This is a genomic window from Streptomyces sp. NBC_00846, from assembly GCF_045207325.1.
GTDB lineage: Bacteria > Actinomycetota > Actinomycetes > Streptomycetales > Streptomycetaceae > Streptomyces.
The window spans coordinates 3849857-3874656 of sequence record NZ_CP108846.1; the positions used below are offsets into that span (position 1 = coordinate 3849857).

The window sequence follows — 24800 nt, forward strand, 5'->3', positions numbered from 1 at the left end:
CACCGCCCGCGACGGCCCCCGCCCGCTCGCGCCGCAAAAGCCCGAGAAGCGGGCAGCCGGAACCGCGAGGAATCCCGACAGCTGCCCCACGGTGAGCACGGCCAGCAGGAGCAGGGCGCTCTCCAAGTTCGCATCGGTCACTGCGGATTGCCGTTCAACCAGCCGTTCCCGGTGGCTGGCCTCCTGACCATCCCTCAGGCGGGGCTGATGGCAGCGCTCAGGCTGCAACGTGGCCGAGACCGTGACGGGTTGGGGAAGCGTGGCTGGGGCCGGGGGTGGTTGCTGGAGACACACGTGGCGGGTGCTTGTTCGGCGCACCCGCCGTCGTGGCTGACTTTCTGTGGCTGAGGTCGCCAACAGCACGGGTCAGCTGTAGGGGCTTGCGCTTCGTGGCACACGCCGGGCAGTAGCGGTCCTCCGGTGCAGTCGAGCGCGGCCTTCCGCAGAACCTTCCGGGGTGCGACTGGGGCCCGGTTCGACGCCGCGAGCAGTCCGCTCCGGGGGCTGTCCCATCGCCTGGGCGCTGACCGTGGCCGTGACCTTCGCCCCGGGATAGCGCCCCTCCAGCTCCTTGACCAGGCTCAGAACCCGGCGGGGGGTCTCTCTCGGGCTGACGCCCCGCAGCACGGGAAGTGGCGGCGATTCCTCGCCGTTGGACCAGGACCCCTCGATGACCAGGTCAGGTCCGATCATCCGGGATCCTCGTTCCCGGGCTTCTTGGGCTGCCCAGTCCGGCGGCGCCGTTCTCGATACCCTCACGGTCAGGACGTGCCCGGCATACGGTCCCTCGCGGACGGGCTCGGGAATTGCTGGCTGTGCGCGGCGCGGCTCCAGTGGGTGTCCGCGGCCGATCGGCCACAGCCTGGGGGCGTGAAGCTCGCCGATGTAGGGCTGGAGGTACGGCCTGCCGGTTTCTGGGTTGATGGTCTTACGGGCCTGCTTGATCCAGCGCTCGAATTTGCGGGAGGGCTGCGCGCGCTCACTCCCGGCTTCTACCAGAGGGAGGTCGTAGACCTCCGAGATGGCGCGCTTCGGGGAGAGTCCGAGCTTGAGCGCGTAGTTGTACATCGTGGCGATGGTGGCGGCTCGCAGCTGCACGCCGTCCGTCTTCTTCTTGTGCGGCGTGGGAAGAGCCAGGGAGACCACCCAAATCGAGCTGCGGGGGACTTCCTTGGCTGCCTCAGCTGCCCTTCTTATGCGCCGGACCAGTTCGGGGTCGTCGGTCGGTCGCCGGGCGTTGCTCCGGGTTCGAGGGGGCGGGACGTCCCGGACGGTGCGCGCGCTCCAGGTCGGCCAGTCGATGTCGACCTCTACCACCCAGCCCGGCCACCCGTAGAGATTCCGCAGGGTGACGCCGGTCTCGGTGAGGTCCATCTCGATCTCACCGAACCGCATCCCGAATGCCATACGGCCACTATCTCGCAAGCCCGCGTTCCGCACCGTCGGGGTCGTCCGTAGAACACCCCTGATTTTGTGGGGCAGGAATTTTTGGCGATTGCGACGACGCTCGTGCCATGACCAACAGCAGCTCCACCCAGACGCCTTCCGCCCAGCCCCAGCAGTCCTACCCGGCTTCCGCGGGCCCGGTTGCCGCGGCCTTGCTCTCTCTCCTGATCCTGCTCTTCGTCCTCGTCATCCTCATCATCGGAGCCGGCCTGCTCTACGTGACTATCGCGCATCCTTCGCTCGCGACCCCGCTCACAGTCGCGGTCGTCGGCGTGACTCTTGTCGTCACGATCGCGGGTGCGATCGCCGCCTTCCTCGCCATCGCCAGGAGGTAGATTCCCGGCGCACAAACGGTGTGTTCTCACCACCACAGCAAACGAGCGAGCCTGGGACCGTGAACCGGTCCGAGGCTCGCTTCTGCTGCTTCGCCATCAGAGCGCCTCCTTCTCGCCGACCAGAGAGGGTGGCGCGGCCCGGAGCTATGCGGACGTGGTGTGCGTGAAGCCGAGGGAGGTGAGTCCTTCGGCCTGACACAGCCGGTCTGAGGGGCCGTTGACCTTGGTCTGGAGGAGCTGGTAGGCGGCGCCGTGGCTCTGGCCCCAGTGCATGGCGGCCCGCCACAGGACGCGTCCGAGGCCCTGGCCCCGGGTTTCGGGCAGGACGGCGAAGTACTGGGGGAGGAGCTGGGGGCGTCCGATGGCGTCGGGTCGGATCTCCATGGGGCCGATCGCGCCCACGATGCGGTCCTCGACGGCGCTGGCGAGCACCGGGCCGCACCGGCCAGCCTGCATCCGGGCGTGGAGGAAGGCCAGGCCATCGACGGCCATGGCTTCGGCGAAGGGGGCGAAGGTCTCCTGCACGGAGGCGGGCCAGTCGGTGACGGGCCGGACCGGGCCGTCGGGGTCGGGGCAGGGGCCGGTGGTGAAGTCCTTCAGATGGATGCGGGTGCCGTGCGGGTGTGCGGACTCGGGACCGAGGGGGCGTATGACTCGGGCGTTGACCACGTCGAGCGTGGCGGCGAGCTTCGCGGCCAGCTCGGCGGCCTCCTCCACGACACTGTCGCGGAGCCCGTAGGCGAAGACCTTCACAGTGCCGCGTCCGCGCCTGGTCAGCGTGGGAATGAGAGTGTGCTCGGGCTGGTGAACCACGTCCTCGCGGAGGACTTTCTCGTCCTTCTCACCTCCCCAACGCCGGTCCTTGTCGTAGGGCAGGAAGTCCCCGGTGTCGGCCGCTCGCAGGATGTCCTCGAACATGCTGACGGTCAGGGCATCGGGGTGGACGGGCCCGAGGGTCGGCACGATAGGCGCGGTCAATACGGGCCGGAGCCAGTCCCAGCGGAAGAACATGAGCGGCACCCTAGCGGTGGGACGGGCAGGGCTCAGGCCCCGACGCGAGTACGCCGGGGCCTGAACGGAGTTGACCGGATCGTGTCGGTCAGTGGGGGTTGTCGTCGCCGGCGTCGCAGGAGCACTCCGCGCTCTCCACGATCACGTCGAGGTCCTGGACGGGGGTGATCGACGCGGTCGCGACGGGCGGGGCCGCGCGGCGGGCCGAGGCCGGCGGGCCGGGCAGGATGGTCACCGGTACGGGCGGGGTCATGAGGCGTGCTCCTTGTCTCCGTGCTGGCAGTAGCTGTGCAGCGGCGCCTTCGCCTCCTGGTAGTGCTTGGCCAGGGGGCGGCAGACCCGACAGGTGCCGGACAGGGCGCAGCCCTCGCACCCACCGGTGCGAAGCATGAGGCGGTCGGCGATGGCGCCGAGCCGGGTGAGGCCGTCGATGCCTTCGGCCATGAGGTCGATCTGGTCGTCGCGGCCGACCTTGCAGATCGAGACCTTGGCGTGGGGGTCGGCGTGGAAGAAGGTGTGTCCCGCGTTGCAGCCGGCGAACGGCTTGCGCTGTCGCAGGTGGGCGGCGGACTGGGCGAGCAGCGGCTCTCCGCCGCCGTAGATCGTGGGTGTCATGTTCGTGTACGCGTGGTTCTCGACGTTCCACTCGTCGGCGAGGGCGGCCATCTCGTCGGCCTCGGAGGCGTTGTCCTCGGTCACCACGACGTTGATGCGCAGAGGAAGACCCGCTTCGCGGGCGGCGTCGATGCCGCGCCGGAACGCCTTCCACGCCCCGCGGCGCTGGGTGAGCGTGTCGAAGGACTCCTCGCTCGCCCCGTACATGCTGACCACCAGCCGGTAGGGCGGGCAGTCCCGGAAGAGCTTGAGGAGGTCCGGCCGCCAGAGCAGCGAGCCGTTGGTGGAGATGGTGAGCATCATCCCGGCCTGCCAGGCGTACCGGTAAGCACCCTGGAAGTCCGGGTCCATGGTGGGCTCGCCGCCGGTGATCTGGAGCCAGAGGACACCGGCCTCGCGCATGATGTCCAGCAGCCGCACCTTGTCCTCCCAGCCGAGGCCGGAGAAGGGCCGCTCGCCGAGGTAGCAGTGCTTGCAGCCGAAGTTGCAGCCGAGGTTGATCTCCCAGGACGCCCGGCAGTAGCCGTACGAAGACGGCTCGCGCACCAGCACCGTGCCGTGCGCGGTCCGGCCACCCAGGTCCAGGCCCCACACATCGGCGGCGGTCTGCACCGCCCAGGCGGGAAGCGACTCACCGTCGACGCCGGCCTGACGCAGGCCCTCGAAGTGGTCGGCGGAGATTCGCGCGCCTGCCCGTGCTCCCGGCTTGAGGAGAAGGTGTCCGTCGAGGAACGGGGAGGCGATCAGCGCGTGGGCCATCGGTGGCCTTCCTTTCGGATCACGGAGCGGGACAGCACACGGGACTCCTGGCGGCAGGCGCGGCAGTGGATCTCGCCCAGGCCGTTACAGGTGCCGCAGTTCTTTCCGGACGAGTTGGCGCCGCTACCACCGCAGTCCCCGCACTGTTCGTTGCGAGGCGAGCGAGGGCGCCGGGTCTTGTGCGGACTCGCAATCAGCCGGTGCACGAGACCTCCTCCAGGGCGTCTTCCCAGGTGTGCTGCTTGGCGTGGTTGGCGAACAGACAGCAGCCCTCACCGTCGGGCCCCGGGGCGACCACCGGGCAGTCCGACAGCACGACAAGTTCCGCCTCGTCCGTCCCGTGCCAGCGGAGCCACAGCGCAGTCCCGTACGCCCCGGCGTCGGCGAGGAGACCGAAGTGCTTACCTTCGTCGTGCGCGGACAGCTGGCACTGCAGGGCCCTGTCGATGTACGGGGCGGCCGACTTCTCCCGCGCTTCCCGCGCCAGGTCGAGGGGCACCCCGCGCCAGTGCACGCACCGCATCACGACACCATCCGGAAAGATGCGACGGCGTTCCGGGCATGCTGCGCGCATCGGGGGCAGACACACGGCGGGTAGCGGCCCGGGTTCTCCGGGACCACCGGGTCCTCGCCCACGCGTACCTCGGTGCGAGGCCCCCACGTCTGGCCGGAGTCGCGGGAGACCCGCAACGTCATCCGTACGTCTTCATGTCCGTTCGCCATGGTCAGGAGCATCGCGATCCACGGACCCGGCCAGAAAGGCCAAGCGGATTACCCAACTTGGGTAACATCACCCTTGGTTGGCCAAGTGCAGCGATCCGTAGTCCTCACGCCGGAGCGTGCCCGATGCCCGAGCCATCTCGCTCGAAGGAACTCCCGGTCAGCCTGCTTACGGACCCAGTGATGATCGAGGCATGCCAGGCCAGAGACTTCGGCCGCATCTTTCAGCTGGTCAAGGCACGAGCAGGCATTTATCCGTCCATGATCGCGCGCCGCTGCGACCTGACCCCGAGCCGCGTGGGCGAGGTGATCGCCGGACGGCGGCAGTTGCTGCACATGGACGTGATCGAACGCATCTCTGACGGGCTACGCATCCCCGGACACATGCTCGGACTTGCCCGACGCTCCTGGGAGACGCCGCCCACCCTGACGGTCACGCCCCGCGAACCGGCCGAGGCACCGACCTCAGCCGTCGAACCACTGGCCGCCGGACTACCGGGGGCGGACGTCGACAGCATCCTCGCCCTTGCTGCCGAGCGGGATCTCAGCGCGTCGACGCTTGACGCGCTGCACTCATCGATCGCGGACTACTGGCGTCGGGACGACGAGCACGGCGGCGAGACCTTACGGCCGGCGGTCGTCGGCCAGCTCCGCTACGTCGTCGACCTCCTCAAGGAGCAGCGTCCGGCTCCTTTACGGGACGGCCTGCACAGCATCGCGGCCGAGCTGGCCCGGCTCACCGGATGGACCTACTTCGACGCCCGCCAGTACAACCAGGCACGCGCCTACTTCACCGAATCCCTCGGCCTGGCCAAGGCCATCGACGACCGCCAGTTCATGGCCAACGTCCTCGCCTGCATGAGCCTCCAGGCCACCTACCAGGACAAGCCCGGCGACGCCCTCGCACTCGTCACGGCCGCCCAGGACCAGGCCCGAACGGCCGCGGGGACGACACCGCGCGTGCTGGCCATGCTCGCGATGCGCGAAGCCTTCGCCCACGCCACCCTCGGCAACCACGGCGCGACTCACACCGCGCTCTCGGAAGCCCACACCCACTTCGGACGGATCAGCACCGATGATCCGGACCCGGCCTGGGTCGCCTACTTCGACGAACCGAAGCTCATCGTGGACACCGGCATCGCGCACGGCCGCCTGGGCGAAGCCGCTCTCGCCGAACCCCTCATCGCGGACGCTCTCCGTCGAGAACACCAGTCGAACCACCGAGGCCGCGCCTTCCACGCCTTCTGGCTCGCCCGCATCCAGCTTCAGCGCGGCAAACTCGACGAGGCGTGCCACACGGCCATGGACGCCCTGGCCCCGGCGGCGGCCGTCAGCTCGCAACGAGTCGCCGGTCACCTCCGGGAGTTCTACGAGCAGTTGGGGCCCTTCCGCCGGGAACCGGCTGCGGTTGCGTTCGAGTCCCGGCTCCGGGAAGCGTTGCCTCGTCAGGTCAGCGGATTGCCTCGTCCATGAGCACGTAGAGCAGTCCGACCAGGGAGCCACTGCTGACGATCTCGCGCCGGTCGATCAAGCCCCGCACGTCGGCCAGCGGGATCCACTCGATGCGGTCCGACTCATTCTTCTCGGTCGGCGGGCCTTCGTACGTCGCCGCGTCGGCGCGGAAGATGTGGTGCTGGGAGTCGGTGATGCCGTTGGCCGGCTCGGCATAGATCAGCGGCGTGATCGGACCGGGCCTCCAGCCGGTCTCCTCCAACACCTCACGGGCCGCCGCTTCGGCCGGGGTCTCGCCCTCCTCGACCAACCCCATGGGCAACTCCCACGCCCACGCGTTCGTGATGAACCGGTGTCGCCACATCATCAGCACTTCGCGCCGCTCGTTGACGACAGCGGCCACCGCCAGGTGCCGGAGCTTGACGACGTGGTGCTCCCAGCGGTTCCCGTCCGGCGTCTCGACGTCGGTGAGCCACAGGTTCACCCAGCTGTTCTCGTAGATCGGACGTTCCCCGTGGATCTTCCACTGCATCGCTGCGGCCCCTCTCGATCGGCTTCCAGCATCGCAGAGTCGGGTGTGACTGCAGTCAGGTTCGGCAAATTTACGTCACAGTGACGAATAGGGTGACGTCGCTACGGTCTCGCGGCGGGAGTCTGCTTGGATCCGGCCCTGGGCTGACGACCCGATTGGGGCGGCGCTTGCTGATTTCTCCGCCGGAAGCTCCCCTCGTGCTTGTACCGTACGGGCGGCGCATGTCGTAGGAGGGGGAGGCGCGTGTCTGAAATGAGTCCAGAGGGGTTCGCGATCGATGGAATCACGCATTCCTGGCAGATGGGGAGGATGCCTGAAACCGAGCAGGACTGGATCACTGAGTATCGACTCATGGTCAAGAGTGACGTATCGTCAACCCGCTTGTGGAGTGCGCAGCGTCAGGAAAATGAGACGCTTACCCAACAAGTAGCTGACCTTACGGAAGAGAAGCAGCAGATCGCGGCGCAGCAGCGGCAGCCTACATTTCACCTCGGTAAGCGCCCAGAGACTCCTGAGGAGATCGACGCTGAAGTTCGTCTTCGCGAGATCGAGCGGCACTGGGAAGTGGAACTCGCAGATCGTAAGCACCGGGCGGATCTGTCCTTCGAGCAGTCCGGTCTCGTCCGGCGTGCGGAAGGTGTTCGTGGCTGGGCGCTTGTTGCTGTGGTATTTGCGATCATCGCGTCCCCTTGGGTGGCCATGATTGCCGGGATTGCCGCGAAGGACTTCAGCCTCTATGTCACCCCGGTTACAGGGATCGCTGGTGCCATCATCGGTTACTGGTTTGGCCAAGGGCAGCAGAATGAGCTTCGACCGCCGACAATCGCCAACTCACCGACCTTCACGCCCCGAACAGAGTCGTCTTAGCTGCGGTTGCTGCCTGGCAGCACGGCAGCCCGGCATCTCCCGAGGCGTCAGTTCGACATCAGTTTCTGCTTATGGGGCAGGATTACAGACGACGCTCGGCCACGGCCCAGTCAGGGCCTGTTGCCGGCGGGCGAGGGCACCGCGTCAGACTTTCCCGCGCTGGCGTGGGACGGAGAACCGGGCGCTGTGCGGCGGCATTGGTGAGTGGCACACGGGGCGAGTGGACCCCGTGTGGACCACGGTCCTCGTGTGAGGTCGGTGGCCGGTACGTTGCATCCGCTCCACCCCAGGTGGAGCGGGGCGAAGGTGGATTGCCCGAGCGGCCTAAGGGAACGGTCTTGAAAACCGTCGTGGCGCGAGTCACCGTGGGTTCAAATCCCACACCCACCGCATGTGAACGGCCCCTGACCAGTACGTATGGTCGGGGGCCGTTGCCATGCCCGCTGCCTGTCAGGCACCGCCCGTCCCCGTGGTTTCCCGCCCGATCGGGCACACAAGGGGCACGCCGGGGGGCACGGCGGTAGACGCTGGCGCCTGCGCATCAGTCGCCCGCGAACCATACGTAGCTGCCCCGGGTGGCCGCGCACTGTTCAAGTACCGCCGCGAGATCATCCAGTGCCGCGCGTTGTCGCTCGTCCGCGCACTGCTCGCGCATTCCGGGCAACTCGCTGAGGGCTGCTGCGGCTTCCTGCTCGTTCATCACCGTGTCCTCGTAGAGATCGACGACGGGAAGCCGACCGCGGACGCCGAGATAGTGAAGCGAGCCGAGTGCGTTGGCCAACGTGTCTCCGTGGTCGTAGCACCCACGCAGGAATGTCCGGCGCGCCTTCTTCCAGTCACGCGCCGGCCGAGCCGAGTGCAGTTCCACGTCGATGCCCACACACGTCATGACGCCTGTTGCAGCGCGTTCCGTGTGAGGGTGAACAATCAGCGATTGATCGGGATCTCGTAGACGATCTCGCAGTGTGCGGCGGGCACGACGATGTCCGCCGTCTCCACGGGCCGGCCTTCGTCGCTGTAGTACGTCCGCCGGATGTGCGTGACGAGCGCGGCCTTCTGGATGCCGACAATGACGCCTCTTCGGCGGTCGCCTGCCGCGGCTCTGGCTGCTCCACGGGGTGGCTGACGGTGACGCCGATCGCGGCCATGCGGTTCACAACGCCCGCCCCCGCGTGGGGGCCTCCCTCGGGGAGGACGACGAGAGTGCCGGCGGTGAGGTCGTACGGTTCCCAACTCGTCGACAACTGCACCGGCCTGCCGTCTGCCAGGAACTCGTACGTCGTCCGCACGCAGAGCTCGCCCTCGGCAGTCCCGAGCCGCGCGGCGATCTCCGCCGGGGCCGGCACTTTCGCGTCGGTCCGACTCTCCCAGTCGCCCTGCCTGCCAAGGGCCTTCATGTCCTCGCGGAACGGACACCCGCTGGGCTGCTCGCACGCCGAGGACCGGACGACCCGCACCCGCTGCCGGGACTCGGCGACGTACGTGCCCGATCCGGCCCGACCCTCCAACACTCCCTGGAAGATCAGCAACTCTGCCGCAGATACGTACCTCGTGGTGATCGACGCGCTGCGGTCAGGGGCTGCCCCTCCCTGAGCGGGGTCCGCGGCCCTGGCCGCTCGACATCCGGCGAGGACTTCACCGTGGCCGCACTACGGGTCAGCGAGGACTTCTACCCAGCCGAGGACGATGGCGAAAGTCTGCCCCTCTGAGATCACACCGCACACTGCTGGGCCGAAGGATCCGCACCCGCCGCCATTCCAGTCGGGTGAGGGTTACTTGCACTCGTTCAGGTCGGTGGCGGGGATCGGATCCGTACTCACAATCCTCGCCGGAACATTGCCCCAAGGCTCGTCCTTGGCCTTGAATTCCACCCAGTACCAGATCTCGTCGTCTTTACCCTTCCCCCAGCACACAAAGAGACTCTCGGGACCGAGTGGCCAGGCAGCGCGGGACGCGCGGTTGCGATCGCTGTACGTCTTGACCCCTGCCGTACCTGTGCAGTAAAGGTCGTCGTCAAAGCGGATCTCGCACTCGGGGGACTGGGCGGACGGGCTGGGGTCCGGAGCGTCCGGCTTGTCATCAGTCGTGTTGTGTACGGAAGGTGTATGGACAGGATCAGCCTTCTGCAGCGTTCCATCGCTGGCCTGGTTACCCTTGCCGCCGCCCAACGCAGAAGTAGCGGCGCTGACGACGCCGAACGCCCCTCCACCGGCGGTCGTGATCACAGCTGTGACGAGAGCGACTTTGCCGGCCTCACTCAGACCGCCGAACCACTCCCGTGCCCGGTGCATGCGCGATCGCTGTCGGGGTGAAGGCGCTGGTCCGGAGCCCGAGTCAGGGGTTGGGTTCGGGTCGCTACTTGGAGAGGGCGGTGCCGAGGACAACGAAGCCTCCTGGACTTTCCGTTGGCTGGTCGGGCTCAAGACAGTAAAGGATTCGAGTGGCCAAGGCCACAAAGTGAGGTCAGGGCACGTAACGCCTGTTGACGACGACCAGCCGACGCCGCCTCATGGGAATTCCAGCTACCAGTGAGACGGAATGCGTGAGACCCCGGCCGTCCGCTTCGAAAGGTGAGCGGACAGCCGGGGCCGTTTCTCAGACGGGCCAGGACTGACCCGATGCGGCCCACCCGGCTCTCCAGGTTCGAGCCGACCGCATCGGGTGTTGGTTCCCGCTCTGGTCACGCGGGGAGAGCCGTTGAGCCCCACCCCGCCGGGTAACGGGGTCTTCCTGGGGGCTCCCGCGACCAGAGCGGGGGCTTAGTAGGGGTGCGCGAGCGTCGCACCGAGCACAAAGCCGCACGATCCGCTGATCGAGATGATCAGTACGGGGCCGGCGGCCCGACAGACGTAGGCCGTCAACTGCCTCACCAGCAACTGACCGGTCCGTGCAGCGCCGAGACCCCGAGCTGAGCCAGTGGGCCAGGCGTGGACCACGATCGGCCGGAAGGCTCCCGAGAGCAGGGATAAGGCCAGCTCAAGGGTCATCAGGGCACTTCATGCAGCACCCTCTTGAATACCGTCGTGGCAGCGATGTCACCGTGGGTTCAAATCCCACACCCACCGCCACACGTCGGCGAGCACGCTGACCAGAAGGGGCGCCCCTCATCAGGGGTGCCCTTTTCCCGTGGGGCCGGGCGTTCTGGGCCGGTGGTCCACGAGCCGTTCGGCCACTGCGCCTGCGGGGCACTCCGAACGGTCCAGCGACGGTGCTGTGCTCGTGGTGTTCTCCATGAGTGCCCCCGTACATATTCGGCCCGGCGTCCGGGTGGGGACCGTCAAGTACGTCTGTGCCCGCTCGACGAGAGACCAGGTGCAGTCGATCTCGTTGCCTGTCACGTCGTCGGGCTCGATGGACCGAACGGGGCGGTTCCGGGCCCGTTCTCGGTCTCGTCCTCGTGGCTCGTGGTGAGGCGGGCCGCCGAGGCGATGGTGGCGCGGGCCTCGCGTTCGGTGAGGCCGGTGCGGACGGCGGCGTGGGTGAGGGCGTCCGCCAGGGCGTCGCCGAAGCCGTGTTCGTAGGCGCGGCAGGCTGCCCAGAAGAGCCGTGTGTTGCGCTGGCCCTCGTGGGCCGCGAGGACGAACCGGACCAGTCCCCGGCCCTGTTCGGGCCGGGCCGTGGGGTGGTGAGGGCGTGCGGGGGGCTTGAGCAGGTGCAGGAGTGCGCGGGGGCAGGGGGCCGGCGGGAGATCGGCGGTGCCCGGGGCGAGCCGGTACGTGCCATGGGCGGTGACCGAGCCGGGGCCCGCCAGGTAGCCGCCGGCGCCCCGGACGTCGATGCCGGGGGCGAGGCGGCTCGCGGAGTTCGGTACGCGGACGCCGGGCGGGCCGGTCAGCCAGATGTGGCGGCCGCCGCTGGGCGTGAGCACGATGACGGTCGGCGGGATGGTGAACAGGTGGTGCAGGGCGAGCTGCTGGAGCGATGCGGCGGAGTCGTTTCTGCCGGTGGTGTCGATGTCCAGGTCGATGCCGATGAGGTGGTGCGGGGGCCGGCCGCACGCGATGCCGTAGCCGGTGGCCCAGGGGGCGGCGGCGAAGAGGGCCCGGACGGTGGCGGGGTTCGTGGTGGCGTCGTGGACGCCGTGTCCGGGAAGGCCGCAGGCGCCCCGGCAGGTGACCGGCCGGTCCTCGTTGCGGTGCGGAGAGGGCAGGGCGGGGAGCTTTCCGGCGGAGAGCGGGATGACGGGGAGCCCGCGCTCGGCGGCGGAGAGCGCGTGGGCCAGGGCCAGGGTGGCGGTCTGCCGGTCGATGGTGGCCATGGCTTTATGTTCGTACAGATGTTCGAAGAAGGGAAGAGGTGGAGGTGTCGGTCGACTGGGGCGCCGGAACGCTTCTTCTCTTGCGGGGTACGGGATCGGGTGGAGCTGCTGGAGGGGGTGCGGGAGGGTGTGAGCTGGGGCTTTGGCGGCGCGAGTGGGTTTATTGGATGTTCCTCACACTTGCGGGGGAATCGGATCACGTGGGTGGTTCGCCGGTGATCAGGTGGGCAACTCTGCTGTCGCGACGTCGTGACCAAGCCGGGGCGGTCGGCCAGCTGCCCCGGAACAAGCAGTACTTTCGGTTCCTGGAGGAATTGACATGGCAAGCATCCGTACCGCTCGTGCTTTCGCCGCCGTTGCAGCCCTGCCTCTCGCCGCCGCGCTCTTCAGTGGCGTGGCTCAGGCCGACAGCGGCTCGTTCGCGAACGACGGATCGAACGCGGCTGTTGCCACGGTCGTCGGCAGCGGCGTCGGCGGCAACAACTCCGGCAATTCGTCCACGTCGCAGCAGCAGGCCGTCGGCTCCGGCGCGTCGAACCAGAGCAACTCAGCGCAGGTGAACGGCTCGGGGTTCACCGTGGTTGACCAGCGCAACACGAATCTCGCGGTGAACTTCACCAAGCTCTGGTGAGCCGGCGCCCGGCCATGAGCCGGTCGGGGGGACGGGTCGCGGCTGGTTGAACGGCGGCCTGCGCGAGGGCACTTGGGTGCACTCGCGCAGGCCGCTTCGCGTTGGGCCGACGATCGGGTCGGAGCGTCGCCGACCTTGACAGGGTGAGTGAATCTGACGGACAGTCAGAAACTTGAGTGCGTGCCCGAGTCCGTACGTCCGTATCCGCACGCCTGTGTCCGGGAGGCAACTGTCGTGCACCTTGCCCAGACGGAGCGTCAGCAACAGCTGCGCGCCGAACTCCGTACGTACTTCCGCAAGGTGATGCCCAGGAGGGACGCGAGGACGGCGCCCGCGGTCGAGGACCCGGCCGGACAGCGCCGGCTGCTGCGCCGGATCGGTACGGACGGGATGCTCGGGCTCGGCTGGCCCGTCGAGTACGGCGGCCAGGGCCGCGGACCCGACGAGCAGTTCGTCTTCTTCGACGAGGCATACCGGGCGGGGGCGCCCGTCTCGATGGTCACCCTCAATACCGTCGGACCGACGCTGATGAAATATGGGACCGCCGAGCAGAAGGCGTACTTCTTGCCCAGGATCCTCCGCGGCGATCTCGTTTTCGCCATCGGCTACAGCGAGCCGGAGGCCGGTACGGACCTCGCGGCGCTGCGCACCAGGGCGGTGCGGGACGGTGACTCCTGGGTGATCGACGGGCAGAAGATCTTCACCAGCAACGCGCAGAACGCGGACTGGATCTGGCTCGCCTGCCGTACGGACCCGGATGCGCCGAAGCACCGCGGCATCTCGATCATTCTGGTTCCGACGGACGCCCCCGGGTTCTCCTGGACGCCGATCGAGACCGTGGGCGGGCTGACCACGACGTCCACCTACTACGACGGGATACGGGTGCCCGCCACCCATCTGGTCGGCGCGGAGAACGACGGCTGGGGGCTGATCACCAACCAGCTGAACCATGAACGGGTGGCCCTCGCCGCCATCGGAATGCAGGCCGAGGACTGCTACGAGGCGGCGCTCGCCTTCGCCCGTACCCCCGATCCGGTCACGGGCCGGCGTCCGGCCGACGAGCCGTGGGTGCGGACCCGGCTGGCCGAGGCGTACGCCCGGCTGGCGGCGACGCGCCTGCTCAACTGGCGTCTGGTGGGTGATGTCGGCGCGGATTCCCTGGCCCCCGGCGACGCGAGCGGCGTGAAGTTCGCGGGAACCGAGAGCGCGGTCGAGGTGTACCGGATCTGCCAGGAGATCACGGGCGAGACCGGGATGATCCGGGGCGGTTCGCCCGGCGCCTTCGGGGACGGGGAGCTGGAGCGGATGAACAGGGCGGCGCAGATCAACACCTTTGGGGGTGGAGTGAGCGAGGTGCAGCGGGAGATCGTCGCGACCATGCGGCTCGGCATGAAGAGGGGCAAGCGGTGACGGGCGTGCGGGAACGACGGGAGGAGCGGGGGGAACGGGACGGGCCGGACCGGTTGTACGAACGGCTCAAGGAGTTCGAGGGGCGGGCCGCCGCGACCGCGGGCGTCGGCAAGGACCCGGTCAACGAGCCGATGATCAGGCACTGGTGCGAGGCGATGGGGGACGCCGGCCCCGCCTACACGGGACCGGACGCGATCGCCCCGCCGACGATGCTCCAGGCGTGGACGATGGGCGGTCTCTCGGGGCACGCCGACCGCTCCGAGGCGTACGAGGAACTGTTCGGGCTGCTCGACGGCGCGGGCTGCACCTCGGTGGTCGCGACCGACTGCGACCAGGAGTATCTGCGGCCGCTGCGGCCCGGCGACCGCATCACGTTCGACGCGGTGATCGAGTCCGTCTCGGAGCGCAAGACGACCAAGCTGGGGACGGGGTACTTCGTGACGACGCGGATGGACGTCCGGGCAGAGGGAGAGCTCGCCGGGACGCACCGCTTCCGGATCCTCAAGTACGCGCCGGCCGCGGCGAAGCGGGCGGCGCGTCCGGGCGGCCGGAGCCCGCGGCCGAGGCCGGTGATCAACCGGGACAACGCCGGGTTCTGGCAGGGCGTCGCCGAGCACCGGCTGCTGATCCAGCGGTGCGGCGCGTGCGCCACGCTGCGCTTCCCCTGGCTGCCCGGCTGCAACGCGTGCGGCTGCCAGGAATGGGACACGGTCGAGGCGAGTGGCGACGGCACCGTTTTCAGCCATGTCGTGATGCACCACCCGCCCTTCCCCGCCTTCAGCGCCTCGGACGGGGGCGGACCGTACGCGGTGGCGCTGATAGAGCTGGCGGAGGGGATACGGATGGTCAGCAATGTGATCGGGGTGCCGTACGACAAGGTGCGGACGGGGATGCCGGTGCGGCTGGAATTCCTCCGCGCAGACCCGGAGTTGGAGCTTCCGGTCTTCCGGGGAGGCGAGGGGTGACATGGACTTCGTACCCACCGAGGAACAGACCGCGGCGCAGGGGCTGGCGGCGCGGATCTTCGGGGATCTGTCGACGCACGAACGCCTGGCCGGGGCCGGCACGGGGACGGACGCCGAGCTGTGGAAGGAGCTCTGCGCGGCCGGACTGACCGCGGCGGTCGAGGAGGTCGGGCTGCTCGGCCTGGTGCTGCTGCTGGAGGAGCAGGGCCGGACGACGGCGCAGGTGCCGTTCGCGGCGAGCTGTGTGTACGGGCTGCTCGCCGTCGCCTCGCACGGCACCGACGAACAACGGGACCGGCTGCTGCCCCCGCTGCGGGACGGCACGGCCGTCGCCACCGGGGCGTTCCCGGCATGCGGCGGGATGCGGGCGGACGGCGAGGGGCGGCTGAGCGGCAGCGTGCCGTACGTGCCGTGGCTGCGCGACGCGTCCCTCGTCCTCGTCGCGGACTCGGACCGGGGGCTGTGGATCGTACGTACCGGTGATCCGGGTGTGGCGACGGAGCCGGTCGAGACGACGGCACCGTGGTCGGCCGCGCGGCTCGTCCTGGACCGGGCGTACGGGGAGCGGCTCGGTGGTGAAAGAGCGCACGGGGAGGGGCTCGGTGGTGAAAGAGCGCACGGGGAGGGGCTCGGTGGTGAAGGGGCGTACGGGGAGGGGCTCGGTGGAGACCAGGCGCATGAGGGGCGGCTCAGGGGAGCCGGGGCGTACGGGGAACCGCTCGGGCACGTCGACAACGTCAGTCTCTCCGGAGCGTACGAACACGTGCTGGCTGCAAGCCGGATCGCGTTCGCCGGGCTGCAGGCCGGGGTGTGCGCCGGTTCGCTGTCCCGGGCCGTCGCCCACACCAACACCCGGGAGCAGTTCGGGCGTCCGCTCTCCACCAAGCAGGCGGTTCTGCTGCGGGCCGCCGATGCCCATATGGACACCGAGGCGATACGCGTCACCGCGTACGAGGCGGCATGGCGCCATGACACGGGGCTGCCGTACGGGACGCAGGCGCTGAGCGCCGCCTGGTGGGCGTCGGAGGCCGGGACACGGGTCGTGCACGCCGGACAGCATCTGCACGGCGGAACGGGCGCGGACCTCGACCACCCCGTACACCGCCACTTTCTCTGGGGCCGTCAGCTCGACGCCTATCTGGGATGCGGCAGCGAAGTACTTCAGGAACTCGGCCAGTCACTGGTGAAGGAGGGACCGGAGTGAAGGTCGGCGAGAAGCTGGCACCGCTGGAGATCGTGGTGACCCGCACTCTGATCGTGGCGGGCGCCCTCGCCTCCCGCGACTACCAGGACGTGCACCACGACGCGGAACTCGCCCGGGAGAAGGGCTCCCCGGACATCTTCATGAATATCCTGACGACCAACGGCCTGGTCGGCCGGTACGTCACCGACCGCTTCGGCCCGTCGGCCGTGCTCCGCAAGGTCGCCATCAGACTGGGCGCGCCCAATTACCCGGGGGACACCATGGTCCTGAGCGGCACGGTCACCGCCCTCGGGAACGACGGGACGGCCGAGGTGTCGGTCGTCGGAACCAACGGTCTCGGCAGGCATGTCACGGGCACGGTGACGCTGACGGTGACCACGCCTGCGCATAAGCCTGCGCCTGCGACCATGACCGGCAGCGCTTCTCAGGGGGTCGCATGAGCCTGCGCGGAGCCGACTCGCTCGGTGGCAGAGCGGCGGTCGTGGGGATCGGGGCGACCGAGTTCTCCAAGGACTCCGGTCGCAGCGAACTCAAACTGGCCGTCGAGGCGGTGCGGGCCGCCCTCGACGATGCCGGGCTGACCCCCGCCGACGTCGACGGTCTGGTCACCTTCACCATGGACACCAGCCCCGAGATCACTGTCGCCCAGGCGGCCGGCATCGGTGAGCTGTCGTTCTTCTCCCGCATCCACTACGGCGGCGGGGCGGCCTGCGCCACCGTCCAGCAGGCGGCGATGGCCGTGGCGAGCGGAGTGGCCGACGTCGTGGTCTGCTACCGCGCGTTCAACGAACGGTCCGGGCGCAGATTCGGCTCCGGCGTACAGCAGCGGGAGCCCACCGCGGAGGGCACGGCGCTCGGCTGGAACCTCCCCTTCGGGCTGCTCACGCCCGCCTCCTGGGTCGCCATGGCCGCCCAGCGCTATCTGCACACGTACAACCTGACGCCGGAGGCCTTCGGCCATGTCGCGGTCACCGACCGGCGCCATGCCGCCCGCAACCCCGCGGCGCACTTCTACGGGAAGCCGATCACCCTGGCCGATCACGCCGCGTCGCGGTGGATCGTCGAACCCCTGCGGCTGCTCGACTGCTGTCAGGAGACCGACGGCGGGCAGGCGATCGTCGTCACCAGCGCGGAACGGGCCCGGGACCTGCCGCAGCCGCCCGCCGTGATCGTCGCCGCCGCACAGGGGGCCGGGCGGGCGCAGGAACAGATGACCAGCTTCTACCGTGACGATCTGACCGGGCTGCCGGAGACGAGGGTGGTCGCCCGGCAGCTGTGGCGGAGCTCCGGCCTCTCCCCGGCCGACATCGATGTGGGCATCCTCTACGACCACTTCACGCCGTTCGTCCTGATGCAGCTGGAGGAGTTCGGCTTCTGCGCACCGGGCGAGGCGGCCGACTTCGTCGCGGCCGACGCGCTGCCCCTGAACACGCACGGCGGCCAACTGGGGGAGGCGTACCTGCACGGGATGAACGGCATCGCGGAGGCGGTCCGGCAGATCCGGGGCTCGTCGGTGAACCAGCTGTCCGGGGCGGCCCGCACCCTGGTCACGGCAGGCACCGGCGTACCCACCTCCGCGCTGATACTGGGTGCGGACGAATGACTGGGGGGCCGACCCTGACCCCCGAAGGCGACGGCTCCACCTACAGGAGGTCGGGCAGGCCCCACCCCTACACCCTGAGGCGGACGCCGTTTCGGGACCTGGGGCCGATCCCCGGGGCGGCGCCCGCTCCTAGCGTGGAGCCATGACCACGTCAGTCTGCACGGGCACCTCCGGGGGAGCTGCCATCACCGGACACATCCCGCACGGCTCGTACACGACGCACGGAGCGCACACCGCGAACGCGCCGCACACCGCGAACGCGCCGCACACCGCGAACGCGCCGCACACCGCGAACGCGACGCACGGAGCGCACACGACGCACGGAGCGCACACGCCGTACACCGCGCACACGCCGTTCGCCTCGCGCGCTTCGTCGTACGCCTCACGGGCTCCGTACGCCCCGTATCCGTCGTTCTCCTCGTTCGTACGGGCACGGGGGCCCGTACTGCTGCGCGCCGCCCGCTCGCTCACCGCGAACCCGAGCGATGCCGAGGATCTGCTGCAGACCGCTCTCACCAAGACGTATGTCGCCTGGGAACGGATCGAGGACCACCGGGCGCTCGATGGCTATGTCCGCCGGGCGCTGCTGAACACCCGGACCTCGCAGTGGCGCAAGCGCAAGGTCGACGAGTACGCCTGCGACGAACTGCCCGAGCAGGAGACCCCGGGGGCCCCCGACCCGGCGGAGCACCAGACGCTGCACGACGCGATGTGGCGTGCCGTGCTGAAGCTCCCGGACCGGCAGCGCGCGATGGTGGTCCTGCGGTACTACGAGGATCTGAGCGAGGCCCAGACGGCCGAGGTGCTCGGGGTGTCCGTCGGCACGGTGAAGAGCGCGGTGTCGCGGGCGCTGGGCAAGCTCAGGGAGGACCCGGAGCTGGCCCCGGTCCGCTGACCCCGGGCGACGACGGCGCCCCGGGCGGACCCGGTTCTGCCGGACGACACCGATTCGTACTCCCGGGACTAGTGACATACCGACTGGTATGTGAGCAGAATCAGCGGAACCTTACTGCCGCGTAGCGCCCACCGGGAGGACGCCGTGCTGAGCACCATGCAGGACGTACCGCTGACTGTCACCCGCATTCTCCGACACGGGATGACCATTTACGGGAAGTCGCAGGTCACGACCTGGACCGGCGAGCCCGAGGCGCAGCGGCGCAGCTTCGCCGAGATCGGCCGACGGGCCACCCAGCTGGCGAACGCGCTGCGCGACGAGCTCGGTGTCGACGGCGACCAGCGCATAGGCACCCTCATGTGGAACAACGCCGAACACATCGAGGCGTATCTCGCGGTCCCCTCGATGGGCGCCGTCCTCCACACCCTCAACCTCCGTCTCCCCGCCGAGCAGCTGATCTGGATCGTCGAGCACGCCGACGACAAGGTCGTCATAGTCAACGGCTCCCTGCTGCCGCTGCTCGCGCCGCTCCTTCCCCATCTGACGTCGATCGAGCACGTGATCGTCACGGGGCCGGGCGACCGTTCCGTCCTGGACGGCGCGGCGCCCCGGGTGCATGAGTACGAGGAGCTGATCGCCGGCCGCCCGACCAGCTACGACTGGCCCGAGCTCGACGAACGCCAGGCCGCCGCCATGTGTTACACCTCCGGCACCACCGGCGACCCCAAGGGCGTTGTCTACTCCCACCGCTCCCTCTACCTGCACTCCATGCAGGTCAACATGGCGGAGTCGATGGGGCTGACCGACAGGGACACCACGCTGGTGGTCGTCCCCCAGTTCCATGTGAACGCCTGGGGGCTGCCGTACGCGACGTTCATGTCCGGCATCAACATGCTCATGCCGGACCGGTTCCTGCAGCCCGCCCCGCTGGCCGACATGATCGAGCGCGAGAGGCCGACCCACGCCGCGGCCGTCCCCACCATCTGGCAGGGGCTGCTCGCCGAGGTCCTCGCCAACCCGCGCGACCTCACTTCCATGGCCCGCGTCACCATCGGTGGCGCCGCCTGCCCGCCGTCTCTCATGGAGGCGTACGACAAGCTCGGCATCCGGATCTGCCACGCCTGGGGCATGACGGAGACGTCACCGCTCGGCACCATGGCCAACCCGCCCGCCGGGCTGACCGAGGAAGAGGAGTGGCCCTACCGCGTCACCCAGGGCCGCTTCCCGGCCGGCGTCGAGGCGCGCCTGGCCGGCCCCGGCGGCGAGCTGCTGCCGTGGGACAACGAGTCGGCCGGTGAGCTGGAGGTACGCGGCCCCTGGATCGCCGGGGCCTACTACGGGGGCGTGGACGGCGAGGACCTGCGCCCCGAGGACAAGTTCAGCGAGGACGGCTGGCTGAAGACCGGTGACGTCGGTGTGATCAGCGACGACGGCTTCCTCACCCTGACCGACCGGGCCAAGGACGTGATCAAGTCCGGCGGCGAATGGATCTCCAGTGTCGAGTTGGAGAATGCGCTCATGGCGCACCCGGACGTGGCCGAGGCTGCGGTCGTCGCCGTCCCGGACGAGAAGTGGGGCGAGCGCCCGCTCGCCACGGTCGTGCTCAAGGACGGCGCCGCCGCCGATTACGAGGCGCTGAAGAGGTTCCTCGCCGAGTCCGGCATCGCCAAGTGGCAACTGCCGGAGCGCTGGACGGTCATTCCGGCGGTGCCGAAGACGAGCGTCGGCAAGTTCGACAAGAAGGTGATCCGCAAACAGTACGCGGAGGGCGGGCTGGACATCACCCGGCTCTGACCGGGCCCGGTCAGAGCCGGGGCCCGGACGGGGTGTATGACGAGGGCGGTACGGAAGAACCCGTACCGCCCTCGTCGTGATCCCGGCTGACCGCCGGTCAGTTCGTGCCGATCTTCGCGAGCAGGTCGACGATGCGCGACTGCACCTCGTCGCTCGTGGAACGTTCGGCCAGGAAGAGTACGGTCTCGCCCGAGCTGAGCTTCGGCAGCTCGGACCCGGTCATGTCGGCGGAGGTGTAGACGACCAGCGGGGTGCGGTTCAACTGGCCGTTGGCGCGCAGCCAGTCGACGATCCCGGCCCGACGACGGCGTACCTGCATCAGGTCCATCACCACCAGGTTGGGCCGCATCCGGGTGGCGAGCGTCACCGCCTCGTTGTCGGTGGAGGCCCGCGCGACCTGCATGCCGCGCCGCTCCAGCGTGTCCGTCAGCGCCAGCGCGATCTCCTCGTGCTCCTCGATCAAGAGCACCCGCGGCGGATGCTGTTCGCTGTCGCGCGGGGCGAGCGCCTTGAGGAGTACGGCCGGGTCGGCACCGTACGCCGCCTCCCGCGTCGCCTGCCCCAGACCGGCCGTCACCAGGACCGGGACCTCGGCAGCCACGGCGGCCTGACGCAGTGACTGCAGCGCCTTGCGGGTGATGGGACCGGTGAGCGGGTCGACGAAGAGCGCGGCGGGGAACGCCGCGATCTGGGCGTCGACCTCCTCGCGGGAATGCACGATCACCGGCCGGTAGCCGCGGTCGCTCAGCGCCTGCTGGGTGGAGACATCGGGCGCGGGCCAGACGAGCAGCCGGCGCGGGTTGTCCAGCGGCTCCGGGGGCAGCTCGTCGTCGACCGGCTGCGGCGACGGACGATTGGCGACCTCGACCGCGCCACCCGGACCGTCCAGCGGCTCCGGCCCCTCGGCGCCCTCGTCGGGTGCACCTATGGCATACGCGCGTCCCTCGGCCTCCGCAGGAGCCGACAGCAGCTGCCCCGAACCCGGGTTCGGGACCTGTACGGCGCCGGACGGAGCGGCCGGGGCCGCAGCGGGCTGCGACGCGGCCGCCGGGGAGGGAACGGCCGGGGCTGGCGCGGCCTGCGGCAGTGCGGCCTGCGGGGTGTGCTCGTCCTCCGGCGGGGCGGCGAGCTTACGGCGCCGTCCGGCACCGCCGAGCGTCTGGTTCTGCTGGTGCGCGATGTGCTGGGCGAAGGGCACGCCCTGCCCGAGCGTCCGCACGCTGAACGCGCGCCCCTGCGTCGAGTCCGACGAGTCACCGGGCATCGGAGCCTCCGCGGGCGGCGGTTGCCTGCGCGCGTCCGGCACGGGCGCGATGTTCCGGGGACGGCTCTCCGTGACGGGCGTGGTGCCGGTGGTGTGCGTGGTGTGTCCGGCCGTGGGCCACTCCGGATCGCCGCCGGGGTGGCTGTCGGGCCGGTCGTCGGTCTGCGCGGGCTGCTGGGCCTGCGCGGGCTGCTGGACCTGCTGGGGCGCGTCGGCGTGACGTGCCCGGCGCCGCCCGGTCGGTACGGGGTGTGCCTGGGGCGGGGTGTGCTCCTCGTCCGGCGCGATGCGTACGGCGTCGTGGCGTCCGGGCAGCGAGGCGTCCGCGTCGACGGCCGCGGGCGGGGTCCGGTCGGCATCCGCGGGCGGCAGAGCGAACGCGGTACGGGGCCCGGCCGGCTCGGCCTGGGCGGACCGCTCCTGGGCGGCCGCCAACGCCCGCCGCGCCCGCCGCCCGGTCGGCTGAGACGCCGATGCGTGCACAGCCCCGTCCCCGCCCGGTGAGAGGTCTTCGCCCTGTGAGAGGCCTTCCGATGCGGAAGCGGAATCGGAGGAGACAGCGGAATCGGAGGAGACAGCGGGAGCGGAGGAGACAGCGGGAGCGGAGGAGACAGCGGGAGCGGGAACGGAAGCGGGTGCGGGAGCCGGCAGAGCCAACTGGTTCTCGCCGCCCTGGTGCGCCCGGTGGCCACCCGCCGACACCGGAACACCCTGCGGCGGCACCGTCCGGCCACGCTGCGGACGGCCACCGCCACCCTGCGCGCCCTCGGCCGCCGTCACCACCGCCCCTTCGGACGGCGCGGAGGCGGCCGGAGGCAGCGCCAACGCCTGCCCCGTCCCGGCCCCCTGTTGGTCGTCAGCGGGCTCCCCGGGCCGCCGGCCCTGCTCGGGCGGCTGAGCCGGAAGCGCGTGCTGAGTACCGGTCTCGGACGGGCTCGGCCGCCCCCGCCTGCGCCCCGACCCCTCGCCCTGCTGGACGGGAATCATGTCGTGCGCGCCCTGGGTCTCCTGCGCCGCGGGTTCACGACGCGCCCGCCGCCGCCCCGTCGGCTCGGCTGCCGCGGTATCACCGGAACCGGAACCGGACTCGCCGCCCGCCCCGGAACCACCCACAGGGCTCTCCAGGAACGCGTCCGTGGAGGCCCGCCGCGCCCGCCGCCGTCCACCGCCCGCCGCACCCTGACCGGCCATCGACTCGGCCCCCGCCTCGGAGCCCGGCTCAGGCGCAGAACCCGCCTCCGGCTCGGGCGACGGTGGCATCACCGTTCCCGAGCCCTTGCCCAGCGGCACTTCGAGTACGTACGCGCTGCCGCTCATCCCCGGCACCTCGTGCGTCTGGAGCACGCCGCCGTGCGCCCGTACGATCCCGCGCACGATCGGCTCGTGCACCGGGTCTCCCCCGGCGAACGGTCCGCGCACCTCGATCCGTACGACCTCACCGCGCTGCGCCGCCGCGACGACGACCGTCGAGTCGACGTAGCCGCCGCCCGGCACCACGCGGGCCTTGCCGGTCGAGTCGACCCCGGCGACATCCGCGACCAGATGGGCGAGCGCGGTCACCAGCCGGGCCGCGTCCACCTCGGCCTCGATCGGCGGCGCGTGCACCGCGAACTGGGCCCGCCCGGGACCGATCAGCTCGACGGCCGCGTCGATACCGGCCGTCACGACCGAGTCGAGCAGCACGTTCGCCTTGACCAGGTCCTCCGAGCCGGCGTCCAGGCGCTGGTAGCCGAGCACGTTGTCGACGAGCGTGGTCATCCGGGCGTAGCCCGCGGCCAGGTGGTGCAGGATCTGGTTGGCCTCCGGCCACAGCTGGCCGGCCGGGTCGGCGGCGAGCGTGGAGAGTTCGCCGCGCAGCTCCTCCAGCGGCCCGCGCAGCGACTCGCCGAGCACGGCGGTGAGCTGGGTGTGCCGGGCGGTCAGCGCGGCCAGCTGTTCGGTCTGCGCTTCCAGCTCGGCGGAGTACCGCTCGGACCGGTCGGCCTGTTCCGCGCTGTGCCGTTCCGTCAGGGCGGTGACCTCGGCGGTGTGGCTCGCGGTCAGTTCGTCGACCTCGGCCCGGTGCTGCTCGGCGAGCTCCTCGTACGGCCGGCGGTCGGTGAACGTCATGACCGCACCGACCAGCTGGTCCCCGTCCCGGACCGGCGCCGTGGTCAGGTCGACCGGCACCTGCGCACCGCTCTTGGACCACAGCACCTGCCCGCGCACCCGGTGCTTGCGGCCGGACCTGAGAGTGTCGGCGAGCGGCGACTCCTCGTACGGGAACTGCTCGCCTTCCGCCCGCGAGTGCAGGATCAGCGGATGCAGCTCCTGGCCGCCCAGGTCGCTGGCGCGGAAGCCGAGGATCTGCGCGGCGGCGGGGTTGACCAGGACGACCCGGCCGTCCGTGTCCGTACCGACGACACCCTCGGCCGCGGCCCGCAGGATCATCTCGGTCTGCCGCTGCGAACGGGCCAGTTCGGCCTCGGTGTCGACGGTGCCCGACAGATCCCGTACGACGAGCATCAGCAGCTCGTCCCCCGTGTAGCTGCCGCTGTACGTGCTCTGGAAGTCGCTGTACGCGGCCTGCCCGTCCTCCAGGCTGGCGCTGGTGACCTCGACCGGGTACTCGGTGCCGTCGGTCCGCCGTGCGGTCATCCGCGTCGGCTTCGTACGGCCCCGGTCATCGGCGGACTCGGGGCGGCGCATCGACCCCGGGATCAGCGTGGAGTCGAACTCCGGCAGCAGATCGAGGAGCCCACGCCCGACGAGTGCCGTGCCCGGCGTCTCGAACATTTCCAGCGCGATGGTGTTGGCGTTGACGACCGTGCCGTTGCAGTTGACGAGCAGCAGCCCGTCAGGAAGTGCATCGAGTATGGCTGCGAGGCGAGCAGCGCCTCGGGATGGCCTGCTGCTCACGACGACGCTTCCTCCCTGGTTACCGCACCTTGCCGACAGCGGGCCCCATCTTGCCCCTCGGGCCGCAGGCTGTCACGGAAGGAGTCTAAAGGCAGGGAAGGGGCGCAGGTCGGCGGATGAGGGGGAGCTCTCACCAAGGTT

The 24800-nt window shown here is 70.0% G+C and carries 22 protein-coding genes, 1 tRNA gene and 1 pseudogene; 12 read left to right on the forward strand and 12 right to left on the reverse strand.

Translation table 11 applies throughout. From position 1 onward, the window contains the following. Positions 1 to 366: 366 nt before the first annotated feature. On the reverse strand, positions 367 to 1407 hold the full coding sequence (locus OG936_RS17690; RefSeq protein ID WP_406495842.1) for a hypothetical protein: 1041 nt from the start codon (positions 1405 to 1407) through the stop codon (positions 367 to 369). 107 nt (positions 1408 to 1514) lie between these two features. Between OG936_RS17690 and OG936_RS17695 the strand changes: the two genes are divergently transcribed. After that, the gene (locus OG936_RS17695; RefSeq protein WP_406495843.1) at positions 1515 to 1781 is read left to right on the forward strand and encodes a hypothetical protein; all 267 of its coding nucleotides are present in this window, start codon (positions 1515 to 1517) and stop codon (positions 1779 to 1781) included. Between the two features lie 144 nt (positions 1782 to 1925). Here the strand turns inward: OG936_RS17695 and OG936_RS17700 are convergent, their stop codons facing one another. From OG936_RS17700 to OG936_RS17720, 5 genes are all read right to left on the reverse strand, one after another. Then, positions 1926 to 2792, reverse strand: coding sequence for a GNAT family N-acetyltransferase (locus OG936_RS17700; protein ID WP_406495844.1), 867 nt, complete (start codon positions 2790 to 2792; stop codon positions 1926 to 1928). Positions 2793 to 2880: 88 nt separating this feature from the next. Beyond that, a complete protein-coding gene (locus tag OG936_RS17705) occupies positions 2881 to 3045 on the reverse strand; it encodes a hypothetical protein (protein WP_406495846.1) in 165 nt (54 codons plus the stop codon). Beyond that, positions 3042 to 4166: a radical SAM protein gene (locus OG936_RS17710; RefSeq protein WP_406495848.1), complete on the reverse strand. Its 1125-nt coding sequence runs from the start codon at positions 4164 to 4166 to the stop codon at positions 3042 to 3044. Before OG936_RS17710 ends, OG936_RS17705 begins: the two co-directional genes overlap by 4 nt. A 193-nt stretch (positions 4167 to 4359) precedes the next feature. Then, complete coding sequence (locus OG936_RS17715; RefSeq protein WP_406495849.1) at positions 4360 to 4689, reverse strand: hypothetical protein; 330 nt, start codon at positions 4687 to 4689, stop codon at positions 4360 to 4362. Beyond that, on the reverse strand, positions 4689 to 4889 hold the full coding sequence (locus OG936_RS17720; protein WP_406495850.1) for a hypothetical protein: 201 nt from the start codon (positions 4887 to 4889) through the stop codon (positions 4689 to 4691). The genes OG936_RS17715 and OG936_RS17720 overlap by 1 nt, the downstream gene beginning before the upstream one ends. Positions 4890 to 5012: 123 nt before the next feature. Between OG936_RS17720 and OG936_RS17725 the strand changes: the two genes are divergently transcribed. Beyond that, on the forward strand, positions 5013 to 6359 hold the full coding sequence (locus OG936_RS17725) for a hypothetical protein (protein WP_406495851.1): 1347 nt from the start codon (positions 5013 to 5015) through the stop codon (positions 6357 to 6359). Here the strand turns inward: OG936_RS17725 and OG936_RS17730 are convergent. Next, a complete protein-coding gene (locus tag OG936_RS17730; protein WP_406495852.1) occupies positions 6337 to 6870 on the reverse strand; it encodes an NUDIX hydrolase in 534 nt (177 codons plus the stop codon). The genes OG936_RS17725 and OG936_RS17730 overlap by 23 nt on opposite strands. A 243-nt stretch (positions 6871 to 7113) precedes the next feature. On the opposite strand from OG936_RS17730, the gene OG936_RS17735 reads away from it, so the two are divergent. Then, complete coding sequence (locus OG936_RS17735; protein ID WP_406495854.1) at positions 7114 to 7737, forward strand: hypothetical protein; 624 nt, start codon at positions 7114 to 7116, stop codon at positions 7735 to 7737. Positions 7738 to 8042: 305 nt separating this feature from the next. Then, positions 8043 to 8127 (forward strand) — tRNA-Ser (locus tag OG936_RS17740). Between the two features lie 151 nt (positions 8128 to 8278). On the opposite strand, the gene OG936_RS17745 is transcribed toward OG936_RS17740, so the two are convergent. From OG936_RS17745 to OG936_RS17760, 4 genes and pseudogenes are all read right to left on the reverse strand, one after another. After that, on the reverse strand, positions 8279 to 8617 hold the full coding sequence (locus OG936_RS17745; protein WP_406495856.1) for a hypothetical protein: 339 nt from the start codon (positions 8615 to 8617) through the stop codon (positions 8279 to 8281). 47 nt (positions 8618 to 8664) lie between these two features. Beyond that, a pseudogene (locus OG936_RS17750) lies at positions 8665 to 9296 on the reverse strand (GntR family transcriptional regulator). Positions 9297 to 9509: 213 nt separating this feature from the next. Next, positions 9510 to 9962, reverse strand: coding sequence for a hypothetical protein (locus tag OG936_RS17755; RefSeq protein ID WP_406495858.1), 453 nt, complete (start codon positions 9960 to 9962; stop codon positions 9510 to 9512). A gap of 1109 nt (positions 9963 to 11071) precedes the next feature. Further along, entirely contained in the window at positions 11072 to 11995 is a 924-nt protein-coding gene (locus OG936_RS17760) for a bifunctional DNA primase/polymerase (RefSeq protein WP_406495860.1), read from the reverse strand. Positions 11996 to 12314: 319 nt separating this feature from the next. Here OG936_RS17760 and OG936_RS17765 point away from each other — a divergent pair, with 319 nt between their 5' ends. From OG936_RS17765 to OG936_RS17800, 8 genes are all read left to right on the forward strand, one after another. Then, entirely contained in the window at positions 12315 to 12626 is a 312-nt protein-coding gene (locus OG936_RS17765; protein WP_383751804.1) for a hypothetical protein, read from the forward strand. Between the two features lie 234 nt (positions 12627 to 12860). Next, complete coding sequence (locus OG936_RS17770) at positions 12861 to 14036, forward strand: acyl-CoA dehydrogenase family protein (protein ID WP_406500483.1); 1176 nt, start codon at positions 12861 to 12863, stop codon at positions 14034 to 14036. A gap of 5 nt (positions 14037 to 14041) precedes the next feature. Further along, positions 14042 to 15001, forward strand: coding sequence for a bifunctional MaoC family dehydratase N-terminal/OB-fold nucleic acid binding domain-containing protein (locus OG936_RS17775; protein ID WP_406495862.1), 960 nt, complete (start codon positions 14042 to 14044; stop codon positions 14999 to 15001). Between the two features lies 1 nt (position 15002). Further along, positions 15003 to 16205: an acyl-CoA dehydrogenase family protein gene (locus OG936_RS17780; protein ID WP_406495864.1), complete on the forward strand. Its 1203-nt coding sequence runs from the start codon at positions 15003 to 15005 to the stop codon at positions 16203 to 16205. Then, positions 16202 to 16645 (forward strand): MaoC family dehydratase, encoded by a 444-nt coding sequence (locus tag OG936_RS17785; protein ID WP_406495865.1) that lies wholly within the window; start codon positions 16202 to 16204, stop codon positions 16643 to 16645. The genes OG936_RS17780 and OG936_RS17785 overlap by 4 nt, the downstream gene beginning before the upstream one ends. After that, complete coding sequence (locus OG936_RS17790; protein ID WP_406495867.1) at positions 16642 to 17808, forward strand: lipid-transfer protein; 1167 nt, start codon at positions 16642 to 16644, stop codon at positions 17806 to 17808. The genes OG936_RS17785 and OG936_RS17790 overlap by 4 nt, the downstream gene beginning before the upstream one ends. Before the next feature lie 142 nt (positions 17809 to 17950). Further along, complete coding sequence (locus OG936_RS17795; protein ID WP_406495868.1) at positions 17951 to 18703, forward strand: SigE family RNA polymerase sigma factor; 753 nt, start codon at positions 17951 to 17953, stop codon at positions 18701 to 18703. A gap of 144 nt (positions 18704 to 18847) precedes the next feature. Then, positions 18848 to 20497 carry a long-chain fatty acid--CoA ligase gene (locus OG936_RS17800; RefSeq protein WP_406495869.1) on the forward strand — a complete coding sequence of 550 codons (1650 nt, stop codon included), beginning with the start codon at positions 18848 to 18850 and terminating at the stop codon, positions 20495 to 20497. 97 nt (positions 20498 to 20594) lie between these two features. On the opposite strand, the gene OG936_RS17805 is transcribed toward OG936_RS17800, so the two are convergent. Beyond that, positions 20595 to 24659: a PAS domain-containing protein gene (locus OG936_RS17805; protein ID WP_406495871.1), complete on the reverse strand. Its 4065-nt coding sequence runs from the start codon at positions 24657 to 24659 to the stop codon at positions 20595 to 20597. Between the last annotated feature and the right edge of the window lie 141 nt (positions 24660 to 24800).